The sequence below is a fragment of the Pseudoalteromonas rubra genome, from assembly GCF_005887095.1.
In the GTDB taxonomy this organism is placed as follows: Bacteria; Pseudomonadota; Gammaproteobacteria; order Enterobacterales; family Alteromonadaceae; genus Pseudoalteromonas; species Pseudoalteromonas rubra_E.
The window spans coordinates 87711-102913 of record NZ_PNCI01000035.1; the positions used below are offsets into that span (position 1 = coordinate 87711).

The window sequence follows — 15203 nt, forward strand, 5'->3', positions numbered from 1 at the left end:
TTGTACAGCAAAGAAAAAACAATTGCTTGCATAAATTGGCACTAATTTTGTAGGTATTTGATATTGGTCAAAAAATAAACTTATTTATTTTTCTTGATTGTTAGATTTGCGGATAAGTGGCTATTTTAAAGGGAAAATCATGCCTGAATTGCAGCTTAATGGCGACTCAGGCAAGGAGGATGAAGCACTGTGTTACTGATACAGGCCCAGATTTTCTTTGGCGTAGGCTTCAAACTCGGTAAAGCCGCCAATGTGGTCCTGGTCGACGAAAATTTGCGGTACAGTTGGACAGGGCTTACCGGCGGATTTTTCCAAATCGGCTTTGCTGACACCTTCTTTATTGATATCAATGTAGCGAAATTTAAAATCGTCGCGTTCATTGGTGAGGCGCTCAGCCAGGTCTTTTGCACGGACACAGTAAGGGCAGCCTTCACGGCCAAAAATCACAGTAAACATAGGGTTCTCCAAATCATTGCGCTTGATACTCAGTATATCGGCCTACAGACAAAATGAAACCGCCAAAAATCGATGGTCATGATTGAGAAAACCGATGATACCTTATGAGCGATACACGGTTTTGATAAGGTGGTAACCAAACTTGGTTTTGACCGGACCGTGGACTTCATATAGTGGCTTTTTGAACACCACATCATCGAATGCTTTAACCATATCACCTTTATTAAACTCGCCAAGATCGCCGCCACGCTTTTTCGACGGACACAAAGAATGCTGTTTGGCCAGTTTGTTGAAGTCGCCGCCCTTGGTAAGCTTGGCTTTAATGGCAAGGCACTCTTTTTCGGTTTTAACTAGAATGTGGTAGGCACAGGCTTTTGGCATGATTCAGATCTCCGGACTATCAAAGGCGCCGATCATGCAAGGAGAAGGCCGAAAACGCAAGTCTCAATTGCCTGCGTTCGGCCTTTTCAAGGGAAGTGTTAGAAGGTGACGCTAAACCCAATCGACGGGCGGATAGAGAAATCATCTTCCTCTTCTTCAATATACAGGTCGTTAACTGATTTAACTCTGTCGTAGTCCAAATCAATATAGGCAATATTTTCCTGGCCATAAGCGTTCATTAGCTCGAAAATTAGTTTGCCATCGTTACCGAATAGTTCGGTTTTACGCTCAAAGCGAATATCCAGACGGTGATACACTTTGAATCGTTCTGAGAAGGGCTCGCCATAAACAGGTAAAAAGCGACCATCGTGGTCGGGGTTTTCTCTGACGCCGACAATGGGGGTATAAGCCTGACCGCTGCGCGCGGTAAAGTTAAAACCACCTTGCCACTTTTCATTGATCTCGTAGTGGAATACGGCATTAAACACCAGTGGCGTATCGGCGTAATAATCGCGGGTCACATTGCGGCTCACATCAGTACGTTCACTCTTTGAATAACTCAATGCGACCCAGCCATACCAGTTATCTGTCTTGTTTTTGTTGATCAGCAGGTCTATACCATAGGCGCGTCCTTCAACGTCGTTGCTATACAGGTCAGCCGCATTGGGGCCGTCATCGATGGCAAGCGGCAGATCATCCATAGTTTTATAATATCCCTCAATTGACCAGCTCCACTCATTCTCAAGTTGCTGACTGAAGCCCAGCGTATAGTGATCCGACACCTGAGATTTTAGTTTTGGGTTTCCTATCTCTGGCAGTATGTGTTCGACATTCTGCATACGATTGTAACGGCCTGCTTTGGCAGTAAGGGTACTGTTTTCTGTTACGTAGTAGCTGACTGCTAAACGTGGTGAGGTAAAGGTTTCATCCGTATATTTGTTGTGCTGACTTTGTACTCCCAGCTCGCTCTGCCAGTCATCGCTCAGTTGCCAGATATGCGCCAGGCCAGCAAAGCCACTGTCGATATCTATGCTGCGCTTGCCGTTGATCCGCTCACCTTTTTTCAGATCGCAGTCTGGGTCCAGTTCAGTACACAAGTACTGAAAGGTGTCGTAGCTATATTCTGTTTCGTTATCAAAGTAAGCAGCATCTAAAACCAGCTGATGAGCTGGGTTGATACGGTAGTTCAGGCGTGCCTTGTAGGTATACTGTTTTTCCGACTCTTCTTCAAAATAGCCGGCAGAAACTGTGGCGCGGCGGCCATATTCCAGTCGCCCTGAATGGTCCAGCGCACCAATCCCTACACGCAGATGTAACTTATCATTATAATGGTCCCACAACACGTTTTGGCTATTAAACTCCCTGATAAACCGCGCGTCCCCCTGAAACTCCGGGGTTTTTTGCGCCAACTCGGAGCGTTCGTTAAACCCGGCTGCTGCGGAGTCTTCTGCGCCGGTAAAGTTGAAGGTCAGGGTGTTGTTGGCGTTAATATCCCACAAGAACTTACCCTGATAGTCATGATCGTCCGGCGCGTCATTGATGATCACACCGGTTGGCTCTCCGTCGTCATCTTCGAGCTCTTCACCCTCTTCAAAGAACAAGGGGAGGGTACTTTTTCGGCCCGAGACATAGAAAGCCGTGCTGTCGCTAAGCTGACCTTCCACAAACACACCGGCATTGAACATGGTTAGATCGAGTGTGGTGGTGACTGGCTGATATTTGGGGTTGCGCAAGGTGACGTCAAACACTGCGCCCGTTGCGTTACTGTAATTGCTGCCGTAGCCTGCTGAGTAAAGCTGAAAATCCTGAATGATATAGCGGTTAAATATCGAGCTGCCAAAATCATGGAAAATATAGCCCGCAGGCATAAAGTCCACTTCGAACATGTTATCACTGGGACTTGAGCCACGTACGGCGGGTTCACTCATTGAGCCACCGGCAGCAACCACACCGGGTAAGGCATACACAGCCCGCAGCGGGTCGCCCATAGCTCCCGGCATTTCGATGAGCTTTTCTGTATCTTCGGTGATTTCTGAGGTGATTGAGCTGCGCTTATAATGCACTTCGATGTGTTCTATATCTGCGGTGGTATTTGCCTGAGCCTGTAGCACCATACATAACATGATGGGCGACAGAGCAAAGGGTTTATTGAGCGAGCAGAGTGTCATGGTAGTCCCTTGTTGAATCTAAGCTGAATAAGAATGGGGACTAGTGTATGAGAATAAATCGTACCTTTGTTTTACCTTAGGGTAAGAAATTGTCGATTACTCGAACACTTTCTTACACTTAGCTTCTTTGGTGAGTCAGAGTCTGGCGCGTATCCCCAGTTCGCTGGAGTAGCCAACTGAGCGCTCGACCACTTTCAGGTCATCGGATAATACATAATATGTGGGATAGGCTTTGACTTTATAATCGGAGGCGGTACTGCTATTGCCGAGTAATACAGGCATGCTCAGTGATAAATCGTCTACAAAGGCGCTGACAGCCTCTGTGTTGTCAAAGTCCAGCGCAATGGCAACGGCATTCACTTTGCCCGCCTCATGCAGCTTGTTAAGATTTGGCATGCTGTACCGGCAAATGCTGCACCAGGGGGCGAAGAAGTAAACCACAGACTTTTGCCCTTGCAGAGACTTAATGGACACTCGTTGTGTGGGTTGCTCGAGGACCGGCAGAGAAAAATAGGGGGCCGAGGCTTTGCCATCGTCTGCCAGCATCCCAAGTTCCTGATAGGCAGTCACCGCCAGAAAAACAATAGCAAAAATAATGAGTTGTAAAACTGTTTTTAACATTCGCGCTCGCAAATAAGGGCTTCCGAGCGCGAGTATAAATAAAAAAACCGCAACAACACAAATCAGTCGTAAATATTTTCTCCCAGATACCGCTTGGCCTTTTGGGGTTTGATCCGAGTCAGATCAACCAAAACTAAGCCGTCGATACAGTTATTAAAATCTGGGTCTATGCTGAAACTCAGGAAATTGACACCATCGGGCTCGCATAATTCGGTATATTGCTTAAACAGGGTCGGGACCTGCGCACCCATGTTCGCCATGATGTGTTTGAGTTCAGCAAAATCCTCTTTAATATCATGACCACAAAATAACTGCGCAAAGGCTTGCTGCTGGGAAGGCGTAAATTTAAACTCGTTTTTCGGAGTCGCGAGGGAAGCCAGATTTGAGAAATAATGCTGGTAGTGGTAAATCAGCATAGCTTTGGCTTTATCTGGCAGCGCGTTAGATAAACTGACTGCGCCAAACAGATAACGGTGGTGCGGATAACGTTTGACAAAGGCACCTATACCATACCAGAGATAATCCAGGCTTTTGCGTCCCCAGTATTTTGGCTGTACAAAGCTTCTGCCCAATTCAAGGCCTTGCTCAAAAAAGGGTTGCATATGCTCAGAGTAATTAAACAAGCTGGTCGTGTACAGACCTTCCGTACCCTGTTCATTGATGACGGTTTGCGCGCTGGCCAGCCGATACGCGCCAACCAGCTCCAATTGTTTAGCATCCCACAATACCAGGTGCTGATAATACATGTCGTATTTGTCGATATCACGGCGTTTGCCGCTGCCTTCTCCGACCGCGCGAAAGGCAATTTCTCTTAACCGACCCAGCTCACGGAAAATCGGCGAACTACCTTGATACTGATACAGATATATCTGCATACCATCCTGGGTTTCTCCCAAACGTTCACAAGTTTCAATGGCCTGTTTGAGCTCCTTTTTACACTCCGGAACCGCGATTGGAGACTGGGTCTTAAGAGGCAAAGACTTTTTGGAGGTTAGTCGGTAAAGCTGCTTGCGGATCAGGGCGACAACTTCTTTGTCTTTAAGGTTTTCCAGCAGATACGAGGCGGGTGGAATACTGGCGCCAATCTCGAACTCCAGAGATTTTTGGCGCTGTTTAAACATTTCCTTGACCAGAAGCAAGCTGGCTAAAGGTTTGTAAATCATTGAAGTGCCGTAAAATAAAGGGCTATTTTTGGCTTTGATATAGATGGGCAAAATAGGACAGTTGGCTTTTTTAGCCATACGCAAAAAACCGGAGTTCCACTTGCAATCTTTAATGCCTGTCGGTCCGAGGCGAGACACTTCTCCGGCTGGAAAAATAAGTAACGCACCATCTTGTTTTAGGTGGTGCTGAATATTGGCCAGCTCCTGCTTACGGCTTGCACCGGATAGATTGTCCACCGGCAACAACAGCGAATGCATTGGAGTAATGGACATGAGCATTCTGTTGGCCACGACTTTCAAATCAGGGCGTACCTGAGCCAGCACTTTGATCAGTGCCAGTGCATCTAATGAACCAATAGGGTGATTGGCGACAATCACCACGCTCCCTTCACTGGGTATATGCTCGATTTGTTTGGGTTTAAAGCGTGCATCAAAGTCCAGCTCTTCTAAGACTTGTTCTACGAATTCAAGCCCCTGCAGGTGAGGGTAGGTATCAGCAAAGGCGACAAACTCCTGTTCATGAAGTAAGTAACCCAGACCCTTTTTGACTAACCCTTTTACTTTAGGTGAATTTTCCAATTGAGGCAGGTTTGCTTCAATGACCTTATCTACACTGATCATATTTCAATTCTCATGTTCTATAACCGCTTTTCGTCAAGATTAAGAACTCTCCATGACAAACAAGTTGCAGCTGTATGTCAGTTTGATGGCCGTCGTGTAAGTACAACTTCAGGTTGGATTTTTTGATACAGTAGTGACGATTGAAAAAGAACAAAGGAAAGAGCATGGCATTATTAGTCTGTGTAACAGGCAGAGACAACAGCAAACTGATGGCGGGACTGCGGGAGCACCTGCCTGGGGTAGACATCAGAGAGTGGCCCGAGGGGGGCAACCTGGCTGAGATTGAATTTGTTTTGGCCTGGAATGCACCTGAATCTTTATGGCAACAGTTGCCTAATCTCAAAGTGGTTCAGTCCTTTGGGGCTGGTATCGACGGTATTCCATTGTCTGAGTTGCCGACAGAGGTCAAGGTGTGTCGGATTGTGGATCCGGCGCTTGCAGATGATATGGCGGAATATGTGCTGGGACATGTGTTGGCGCATAAACTCCGGATACCATTGTATTATCAACAACAGCAACAACAGCTTTGGCGCCCTAAGCGGGCAAGTGGTGGTAACCGGGTAGGCATTATGGGACTGGGGCAGCTTGGTCAGGTGGTTGCCAAAAAGATGCAGCAAAACAACTTTGAAGTCATAGGCTGGTCCAGAAGTGAAAAAGCATTATCAGGCATTTCACAGTTTTGGGGATCAGAACAGCTTCATTTGTTTGCGGCACAGTGTGATTACCTTGTGTGCCTATTGCCATTAACATCCCAAACCAGAGGGATTTTGGATAACACGTTATTTCGGTCTATGCCATCGCATGGCGTCATCATTAACGTAGCCCGAGGCGCGCATGTTAATGAAGCGGACCTGCTTCATGCATTGAACACAGAGCAGCTTGCTGCTGCTACGCTGGATGTTTTTGCTCAGGAGCCGGTTGCAGCCGACCATCCGTTCTGGTGCCATCCAAAAATCACAATGACACCTCATGTAGCGGCGCTGACAAGTCTGAAAACGGCAACCGCACAGATTGTTGCGAATATGCAAGCGATGCAAAGGAACGAACCTTTGTCTCATTGTGTTGATACCGTCTTAGGTTATTAGTCGGCACGGATACTTGCTGAAGTCAGCAAACAGGAAACACAGCCAGCACCAACAAGGGGCTTAAGTGGCTGGAGAGTAACTATGGTTACTCTCTAAGAAGGCTGACGGCCCAGGGAAATTCCTGGTACAAAACACTGTATAAAAAAACATCTTGTGACATCTTATTACATTCAGTAAGTTATCAAAAAAACAATAATAAATGAGTCGCTCGTTATGAATAGTAACCAAGGTGGCGTGAAGCTATCCGTCGTGCTCTTGTCGGTCATTGTATTGGGTGTCATGGCTTGGTTTAACCAAGCCAATGCTGAAGCAGTGCCTGCGGCCCAGGTGACCGAAGAGGAAGGTAACCTAATCGTTGAGGTTGAATAAGTGATAGCTGCTCACGCTGCTATCATCTTTTTGCATGCCGTTCTCGATTTTCTACTTTTTTCTCTTCGCTTTTCTTGAGCAAAACATAGGTTGAGCCGTTTCCGCCATGGCAACTCAAGGCGGAATGAAAGGCCAATGTCTGCGGCATCTCTTGCAACCACTTATTACAGTAGCTTTTCAGAATGGCTGGGAAAGGCTTACTCTTTAAACCAATACCATGGCGTATTAGCAATACTCGGATGCTGCGTTGGTGGCAGTCAGTTATAAAATCAAAGAGTGATTTTCTGGCTTCGCGGAAAGGTTTACCATGTAAGTCCAGCGTTGCATCAATCTGATATTTACCAAGCCTGAGATTTTTAAATACCCCTTGCTGCACACCATCCTTTTTATAGCTGAGCAAATCATGAGGATCGAGTAAGTCGACATACTCGGTTGAAAGAAAATTGGGATCGAAGTCCTGCTCTTGCTCAGCGGCTTCTCTGCGTGCAAGTTGTGCCAGAGTCGGTTCGTTTTGTTGACGTTTTAGTTGAGCTTGATTGTCTTGTGCCAGGGGGACAACGTCCCCCATTGAGGCGAGAAAAAGTTCTTCATCTGTCATGGCCATACTGCGTCTCCAAAACCAATGGGTGTGGCCAGATTGTAGCGCAGGCTAAGACATTAGAAAATATCTTTAAGGGCCCTAAAGAGCTTTTATGGCCTGCGATGCAAAGTATGTGATTACGCAGGTTAGTTAAAACTAAGGTGTATTGTACTGCTCGTGGGTAAAAAGCTTGAACAGATAAAATGAATTAATCAGAATTAAACCTAAGTTCGAGATCACTGAAGTATTCATCAGATCCAGGCTGAACAAGAGAAACAGGATGCTGCAGGTTGCCAATGCTGCGCCGCGCAGCAGGGTTTTGTGATTAATAAAAAAGGCACCAAATCCTAGCACTAGCAGTAATAAATTAAGTAGCCAGTCAAATTCGTTCGGCATGATCGTCAAAGTACTCCAGGTTGTTCAATAAAGGGGCGCCATTATGCGCCCCAACCTCAGTCTCTTCAAACGAGTATTTTTATAATTTTCAGATTAGTTTTTCTAATCTAATATTAGTTTTATGAGCGCGGAAATAAACCCTTGTTGCTCGATAATTTGATACTTCTGGCAGGAGTCAGGATCGCGTTCATCCTGGCACAGATAGAGTGTATTTCGCTCCAAAGCTGGCCTGATATGCAAATTTGAATCGAACAAAATGGGCTGAACCCCGGGTAACCCTGGCCAATACACACTTTGTGCGACCAGACCGAGTTTTTCGTAGGTGATGAGCTTAGGCTTGGGAAAAATGATAATCAGAAGCAGTAAAATGGCTGCGGCAATCCAACGGTTTTTATTTGGTTTTACTTCTGCTTGTTGTGCAGCTGCAAGTTGTGCCTGTTGCTGCTGTTGTAATGCTCGTTGTTGTTGAGGAGATAAGCGTTTTTTTTGTGTCGGTCGTTTTTTCTTGGACCTGGCATCTACCTGATTGAGTAGTGTCTGTTTTTTTGGTCTTTGTGCCATGCTTTGCTATAGCCTTTTGTTTGCAGGACTCTATAATAGTTCTATGCTAATAATAGCGCATTTCAATTGACTAGCCCACGGGAAAGGATATGGAACAACAAATCTCTATACTAATTGTTGATGACGTAGGCACTGTTCGCAGTTTCTTGCATCAAACCCTGATGCATCTTGGGATCGATAATGTTAAAGAAGCATCGACAGCGAAACAATGCATTACCGCCTGTGAGGAGCGTCACTTCGATATCGTTTTTCTGGACATCGAGCTGCCCGATGGGAATGGAAAAGAGCTTATTGCGGAGCTTGCCGAGATAAATCCGGACATCAATGTCGTGATGGTGTCGGCGCACTCAACGGTTGACAATGTGAAAGATGCGATTGAGCGGGGGGCGAAAGGGTTCGTTGTTAAGCCTTTTTCACCAAAGAAAATTGCGGCGATGCTAAAGAAGTTTTATCCAAAGCTAGAGTTGGCCTGAGTACTGACTCGCAGTGGAGGGGGAGAGCCATGTTCGGCTTTTCCATATACTGCCGGCACACTTTCACACACGGACTTGTGTCTACTGCCTGAGTTAGCAGCGCAATGGCTTTTTTCAGGCATAAAAAAACCGACTTACGTCGGCTTTTTCATATCCAATACCACAATTATAGCGCTTTGATCTTAGCAGCTAGGCGGCTCTTATGACGAGCAGCTTTGTTTTTGTGGATAAGACCTTTAGTTGCGTAACGGTCCAGGATAGGTGTAGCAACAGCGAAAGCTTGCTGTGCAGCTTCTTTGTCACCAGCTTCAATAGCAGCTACTACTTTTTTGAAGTAAGTACGCATCATTGAACGACGGCTTGCGTTGTGCTGACGACGTTTTTCGCTAGTGATAGCGCGTTTTTTTGCAGACTTGATGTTAGCCAAGGTATGCTCCTAACAATCTTAAAATAAGCTTAGTTTAAAGGCCGAGGAATATGCCCTTTTTATTCTTTAAAGTCAATAAAAATTCCCCTCGGCTGGTCAATTTGTTTGCTTATCGTGCTTGTCCCTAGCCCCTCGCAGCCATAAGTGGCTAGTTGGGTTGCACGATAGCTTGTCTGAAACGATTGGGTGCAATCAAATTCTCAGATCATATACCAAGTTAGCACCTGTAACAGCACACGGCTTGGCAGTCTGGGCGCATTGTAACAAATCCATAATCGCTCTACTAGAGTGTTTATGATGATCCTCAAAAACGAGGGCAGGTATGCGGAGCGTTCTCACGCCAAGTGACCGCCAATTTGTCAGGCGGATTATCACAAAAGCCCTCGCTTTAGCGAGTATTTATCTTGATCTGGTTGTGGCATAATTCCGCGCAAAAATTTATCAGAGGAAATACAGTTGGCAAAGGGGCTGTTTAAATCAGGCATGATTGTAAGTGCCATGACTATGATATCCAGAGTAATGGGACTAGTCCGAGACGCTGTGGTGGCAAATCTGCTGGGAGCAGGCCTTGCCGCTGATGTTTTCCTGTTTGCAAACCGTATTCCGAATTTTATGCGCCGCTTATTTGCAGAAGGGGCGTTTGCACAGGCATTTGTTCCGGTTCTGGCCGAAATCAAGGAGCAGCATGGAGATGACAATGTCAGGGTCTTTGTTGCGCAGGCCGCAGGTACTTTAGGTACTATCCTAATGCTGGTCACCTTAATTGGCGTCGTAGGATCGCCGGTGATTGCTGGTTTGTTTGGCACCAGTTGGTTCATTGATTGGTGGCAGGGCGGTGAAAATGCTGAGAAGTTTGTACTGGCGAGCGCTCTGCTTAAATTTACCTTTCCTTATCTGTTCTTTATCTCATTGGTCGCACTCAGTGGGGCTGTGCTTAATGTGTATAATCGCTTTTCTGTCGCGGCGTTTACACCGGTATTGCTAAATATCAGTATTATCAGCTGTGCGCTGTTGCTGCATGACCGATTTGAGCAGGGCGCTTATGCGCTAGCAATAGGCGTATTTCTCGGTGGCCTGATCCAATTCCTGTTTCAATTGCCGTTTTTGGCCCACTTGGGCATGCTGTCACGGCCAAGGTTTGCCTGGCGATCACCTGAAGTGACGAAGGTGCGCAAGCTGATGTTGCCCGCCATGTTTGGTGTATCTGTTAGCCAGATTAACCTGTTACTGGATACGATAATTGCAGCTGCATTGGCAACCAGTTCAATTGCCTGGTTATATTATGCTGACAGGCTGATTGAATTTCCATTGGGCTTGTTTGGGATTGGGATTGCGACGGTGATTCTGCCTGCTCTGTCTAAATTGCACGCCAAGGACAGTATCGAGGAATTTCAGCAAACGCTCGACTGGGGCGTGCGGTTTGTTTTATTTTTGGGGATCCCTGCGATGGCCGGGTTGGTGCTGGTTAGTCCGTTAATTATCTCTGTTTTGTTCGGACATGGTGAATTTAACCAGGGAGAGCATGACAATGTTGCTGCCGTGAGTGGTGCTGTTACCGCGTATTCGGTCGGTTTGGTGAGCTTTATGCTAATAAAAGTGTTGGCTCCTGGCTTTTTTGCCCGGCAGGACACAAAGACCCCAGTGAAAATTGGCATTATTGCCATGTCATTGAACATGCTATTTAACCTGATGCTTGCCCCATTTATTGGTTATCTGGGACTCGCGTTGGCAACTGCATTATCTGCAACCTGCAATGCAGCCTTACTATACAAGCAGCTCAATCAACAAGGTGTCTACCGTGTATCCGGATTTACCCTGGCATTTACCGCCAAATGTGTCCTCTCCAGTGTCGTTATGTCGGGTGTATTAATATGGTTGAATTGTCAGTTGTCGTGGCAGGGCAGTGAACTGATAACACAAATTGGCATACTGAGCCTCCAGCTGGTCGCTGCGATACTGGTTTATTTTAGTATGATGTACCTGATGGGGGTTCGTTTGAGTACACTTAAAGACAGTTCAGCAGCGCCTGTAAAGACTGCGTAGGCTTTATTCGCATTTGCTGGCAACTTGGGTATAATCGGGCTTTTATACTGCTTTAGTAATCACAGGTGTTAGTTGTATGCAATTGATCCGAGGGATCCACAATATTCGACCCCACCACTATGGCTGCGTGTTGACGATAGGAAACTTTGATGGCGTACACTTGGGACATACTGAGGTACTGAAAGGGTTAGTTGCAGATGCACACGCACACAAATTGCCAAGCACTGTCATGCTATTTGAGCCGCAGCCGCAGGAGTTTTTTGCCAGACAGCAGGCGCCTGCCAGGTTGACCCGGCTAAGAGACAAACTGGCGTTACTGGCAGATATTGGCATTGATCGTGTTATTTGTGTGAGTTTTAATGCACGATTTGCTAATTTCCAGGCAGAAGACTTTGTACGTGATGTACTGTACACCAAACTTGGTGTCCGTGCTTTGACTGTGGGTGACGATTTTCGCTTTGGTAAAGGGCGCGTCGGCGATTTCGCAATGCTGCAGCGGCTTGGCCCTGAACTCAATATGGATGTCAAAGATACGCAGAGTTTTAGGCAGCAAAATAGCCGCGTCAGCAGCACATTGATCCGTGTGGCACTGGCCGAGGGCGATGTTGCGCGCGCACACGCAATGCTGGGTCACACCTATGCGATTTCGGGCAGAGTCATTCATGGCTGGAAAAAAGGGCGTGAGCTAGGCTTTAAGACCGCCAATGTTGCACTTAAGCGTCAGGTTAGCCCGGTACAGGGGGTATTTGCAGTGCGCGTAAAAGTCGGCAATACACTGTACAAAGGTGTTGCTAATGTGGGCACTAAGCCAACCCTAAATGGCAAGCGGGCCTTGCTCGAGGTACATATATTTGAATTTGACCAGGAAATATATGGTCAGTTTATAAAGGTGGAGCTTCTTCATAAGCTTCGTGATGAACAAAAATTTGAGTCATTGCAGCACCTGACTGAGCAGATTGCTCAAGATGTCACTGCTGCAAAACACTTTTTTCAATAATTTTAAGTAGCCGATACGGAAAGTAAAGTAAATGAGCGACTACAAGCATACGTTAAATCTACCGGAAACCGAGTTTCCAATGCGTGGCAATTTGGCACAACGCGAGCCCAAAATGCTTAAAACATGGTACGAGCAGGATCTGTATGGTCAGATCCGTAATGCCAAAAAAGGTAAAAAGCCGTTCATTTTGCACGATGGTCCTCCCTACGCCAATGGCAATATTCACTTAGGTCACTCAGTTAATAAGATCCTTAAAGATATTATTATTAAATCAAAGACACTTTCCGACTTTGACGCGCCTTATGTGCCGGGCTGGGATTGTCATGGCCTGCCAATTGAACTGCAGGTTGAGAAGAAAGTTGGTAAACCTGGCAAAAAAGTATCAGTTGCTGAATTCCGTGAGAAATGCCGAGAGTACGCTCGCAAGCAGGTCGAAGGGCAAAAGACTGATTTTAAACGCCTGGGTGTATTAGGCGATTGGGATCGTCCATACCTGACAATGAATTTCGACTTTGAAGCCAATGCGTTGCGCGTGTTAGGGCGCATTATTAAAAATGGCCACCTGCACAAAGGAGCCAAGCCTGTTCACTGGTGTACAGACTGTGGTTCAGCTTTGGCAGAAGCGGAAGTTGAGTATCAGGATAAGCAGTCACCGGCGATTGATGTTAAATTCGATTTTGTTGACGAGCAGGCACTGCTTGGCGCGTTTGAACTCGCAGACGGACATCAGGGTACAGGCCCGGCAAGCACTGTGATCTGGACAACTACTCCCTGGACTATGCCCGCCAACCGTGCTGTCGCTGTACATGGTGCGCTGGAATACGCCCTGGTGCAGGTTGAAGATGAAGGCAAAGAGCAGCGTATGGTGCTGGGTTCTGAGCTAGTAAAAGATGCAATGGACAGATTTGGCTTCCATCGTTATCACGTGCTGGGTTACAGCAAAGGTGCTGCGCTGGAAAACCTCCGTGTTGCGCACCCTATCTATGACTACGATGTGCCAGTTATCCTGGGCGACCACGTAACAACGGACTCTGGTACTGGTATTGTTCATACCGCTCCCGGCCATGGTCCTGAGGATTTCGCGGCAGGTCAAGCATATGGTCTGGAAGTGGCAAACCCTGTTGGTGCAAATGGTGTCTTTTTACCGGACACACCACTTTTTGCCGGGCAGCATGTATTTAAAGCCAATGAAGCCATCATTGAGAAACTAAAAGAGAATGGCGCGTTGGTACATCATCATGCCATGACTCACAGTTACCCGCACTGTTGGCGACACAAGACGCCTATTATCTTCCGCGCCACACCGCAGTGGTTTGTGAGCATGGATCAGGCCAACTTGCGTCAAGACTCAATGGCAGAGATTGGCAAAACCCAGTGGATCCCAGAGTGGGGTGAAAACCGCATTGCGAACATGGTTGAAGGTCGCCCGGACTGGTGTATTTCTCGCCAGCGTACCTGGGGTGTGCCAATTGCTTTGTTTGTTGACAAAGATACCGGCGCATTGCATCCGAAAACGGAAACCTTGATTGAAGAAGTTGCTAAGCTGGTTGAACAAAAAGGCATTCAGGCTTGGTATGACCTTGAGCCCGCAACTTTGCTTGATGAGGCAGATGCACAGCAGTATGTGAAAGTGCAAGATACGCTGGATGTTTGGTTCGATTCAGGTGTGACCCACGCATGTGTGGTGGATGCGCGTGAAGAGCTGACAGGACCTGCGGATCTGTATCTGGAAGGCTCGGATCAGCACCGTGGCTGGTTTATGTCTTCTATGATGACGTCTGTGGCAATCAATGGTCATGCCCCTTATCGCCAGGTTCTGACTCACGGCTTCACTGTGGATGAAAAAGGCCACAAGATGTCTAAATCTCTGGGCAATGTTATTTCGCCTCAGGACATTATGAATAAGCTGGGTGCGGATATTTTACGTCTGTGGGTCGCTTCAACTGATTACACGGCTGAAATGACTGTGTCAGATCAGATCTTTAAGCGTGCGGCAGACCGCTACCGTCGGATCCGCAACACCAGCCGCTACCTGCTGTCGAACCTGAGTGGTTTTAACCCCGCAACGGATCTGGTCGCGGTGGAAGATATGATCGAGCTGGATCGCTGGATTGTTAGCCGAGCAGCTCAGCTACAGCAGGAAATTGTTGAAGCTTATGATAATTACCAGATGCTGGTAGTAACGCAAAAGCTAATGAACTTCTGTACCGGAGAGCTGGGTTCTTTCTATCTGGACGTGATCAAAGACCGCCAGTATACCGCGAAGAGCGACAGTCATGCGCGTCGCTCATGTCAAAGCGCGCTTTACCATATTGCGGAAGCGATGACTCGCTGGATGGCGCCTATCATGAGCTTCACTGCTCAGGAAATCTGGGAAGTGTTACCAGGTGAGCGTGGTGAATTCGTATTCACAGACGTTTGGTACGATGGCCTGACTCAAGTGAGCGAAGGACAACTGAGTAATGACTTCTGGCAAGAGTTGCTGTCAGTGCGTGATGAAGTAAACAAAGTACTGGAAAGCGCACGTAAAGAAGAAGTTATTGGTGCAACTTTGCAGGCCGAAGTCACGTTGTACACAGGCGGTGATTTAGCAGAGAAGCTGATGACGCTCAAAGACGAGCTACGGTTCGTATTATTGACATCGAAAGCGCAAGTCGAAGTGGTTAATACGAAACCAGAAGCTGCCGTTGCGACAGAAATTGACGGGCTGTTTATCGCCGTTAAAGCCACGCAAGCTCCGAAATGTGATCGTTGCTGGCACCACAGCGAAGATGTTGGTCAGCACGCAGAGCATCCTGAGTTATGTGGTCGCTGTGTGACGAATGTCGATGGCGCTGGTGAACAGCGTCAGTTTGCTTAATT

Annotated in this window: 15 protein-coding genes; 6 read left to right on the top strand and 9 right to left on the bottom strand. The window is 47.0% G+C overall.

The genetic code is table 11. The annotated features are described in order from the left end of the window. Positions 1–192: 192 nt before the first annotated feature. The 5 genes from CWB99_RS14880 to CWB99_RS14900 form a co-directional block, all read right to left on the bottom strand. Complete coding sequence (locus tag CWB99_RS14880; RefSeq protein ID WP_130243864.1) at positions 193–456, bottom strand: GrxA family glutaredoxin; 264 nt, start codon at positions 454–456, stop codon at positions 193–195. A gap of 102 nt (positions 457–558) precedes the next feature. Beyond that, the gene (locus CWB99_RS14885; RefSeq protein ID WP_138549699.1) at positions 559–837 is read right to left on the bottom strand and encodes a peptidylprolyl isomerase; all 279 of its coding nucleotides are present in this window, start codon (positions 835–837) and stop codon (positions 559–561) included. Between the two features lie 98 nt (positions 838–935). After that, positions 936–3005, bottom strand: a complete 2070-nt coding sequence (locus CWB99_RS14890) for a TonB-dependent receptor plug domain-containing protein (RefSeq protein WP_138549700.1) — start codon at positions 3003–3005, stop codon at positions 936–938. 135 nt (positions 3006–3140) lie between these two features. Next, entirely contained in the window at positions 3141–3626 is a 486-nt protein-coding gene (locus CWB99_RS14895; RefSeq protein WP_138549701.1) for a TlpA family protein disulfide reductase, read from the bottom strand. A 62-nt stretch (positions 3627–3688) separates the two neighbouring features. Beyond that, positions 3689–5410 carry a GNAT family N-acyltransferase gene (locus CWB99_RS14900; RefSeq protein WP_138549702.1) on the bottom strand — a complete coding sequence of 574 codons (1722 nt, stop codon included), beginning with the start codon at positions 5408–5410 and terminating at the stop codon, positions 3689–3691. A 164-nt stretch (positions 5411–5574) separates the two neighbouring features. Here CWB99_RS14900 and CWB99_RS14905 point away from each other — a divergent pair, with 164 nt between their 5' ends. Together CWB99_RS14905 and CWB99_RS24085 are read left to right on the top strand one after the other, a co-directional pair. After that, on the top strand, positions 5575–6495 hold the full coding sequence (locus CWB99_RS14905; RefSeq protein WP_138549703.1) for a 2-hydroxyacid dehydrogenase: 921 nt from the start codon (positions 5575–5577) through the stop codon (positions 6493–6495). Between the two features lie 213 nt (positions 6496–6708). Continuing rightward, positions 6709–6864, top strand: a complete 156-nt coding sequence (locus CWB99_RS24085) for a hypothetical protein (protein ID WP_171045357.1) — start codon at positions 6709–6711, stop codon at positions 6862–6864. Positions 6865–6886: 22 nt separating this feature from the next. On the opposite strand, the gene smrA is transcribed toward CWB99_RS24085, so the two are convergent. From smrA to CWB99_RS14920, 3 genes are all read right to left on the bottom strand, one after another. After that, positions 6887–7468 (bottom strand): DNA endonuclease SmrA, encoded by a 582-nt coding sequence (gene smrA / locus CWB99_RS14910; protein WP_138549704.1) that lies wholly within the window; start codon positions 7466–7468, stop codon positions 6887–6889. A 132-nt stretch (positions 7469–7600) separates the two neighbouring features. Continuing rightward, positions 7601–7840 (bottom strand): hypothetical protein, encoded by a 240-nt coding sequence (locus CWB99_RS14915; protein WP_054014125.1) that lies wholly within the window; start codon positions 7838–7840, stop codon positions 7601–7603. 102 nt (positions 7841–7942) lie between these two features. Next, positions 7943–8401: a hypothetical protein gene (locus CWB99_RS14920; RefSeq protein WP_138549705.1), complete on the bottom strand. Its 459-nt coding sequence runs from the start codon at positions 8399–8401 to the stop codon at positions 7943–7945. 89 nt (positions 8402–8490) lie between these two features. On the opposite strand from CWB99_RS14920, the gene CWB99_RS14925 reads away from it, so the two are divergent. Next, on the top strand, positions 8491–8874 hold the full coding sequence (locus tag CWB99_RS14925; protein WP_138549706.1) for a response regulator: 384 nt from the start codon (positions 8491–8493) through the stop codon (positions 8872–8874). A 166-nt stretch (positions 8875–9040) separates the two neighbouring features. Here the strand turns inward: CWB99_RS14925 and rpsT are convergent, their stop codons facing one another. Beyond that, the gene (gene rpsT, locus CWB99_RS14930) at positions 9041–9301 is read right to left on the bottom strand and encodes a 30S ribosomal protein S20 (RefSeq protein ID WP_054014123.1); all 261 of its coding nucleotides are present in this window, start codon (positions 9299–9301) and stop codon (positions 9041–9043) included. 456 nt (positions 9302–9757) lie between these two features. Between rpsT and murJ the strand changes: the two genes are divergently transcribed. The 3 genes from murJ to ileS all read left to right on the top strand — a co-directional run bounded on the left by murJ (position 9758) and on the right by ileS (position 15201). Next, positions 9758–11344 carry a murein biosynthesis integral membrane protein MurJ gene (gene murJ, locus CWB99_RS14935; RefSeq protein ID WP_283235350.1) on the top strand — a complete coding sequence of 529 codons (1587 nt, stop codon included), beginning with the start codon at positions 9758–9760 and terminating at the stop codon, positions 11342–11344. A gap of 76 nt (positions 11345–11420) precedes the next feature. After that, the gene (ribF, locus tag CWB99_RS14940) at positions 11421–12341 is read left to right on the top strand and encodes a bifunctional riboflavin kinase/FAD synthetase (RefSeq protein ID WP_138549707.1); all 921 of its coding nucleotides are present in this window, start codon (positions 11421–11423) and stop codon (positions 12339–12341) included. A 31-nt stretch (positions 12342–12372) separates the two neighbouring features. After that, complete coding sequence (gene ileS, locus CWB99_RS14945) at positions 12373–15201, top strand: isoleucine--tRNA ligase (RefSeq protein WP_138549708.1); 2829 nt, start codon at positions 12373–12375, stop codon at positions 15199–15201. The last annotated feature ends 2 nt before the right edge of the window (positions 15202–15203 follow it).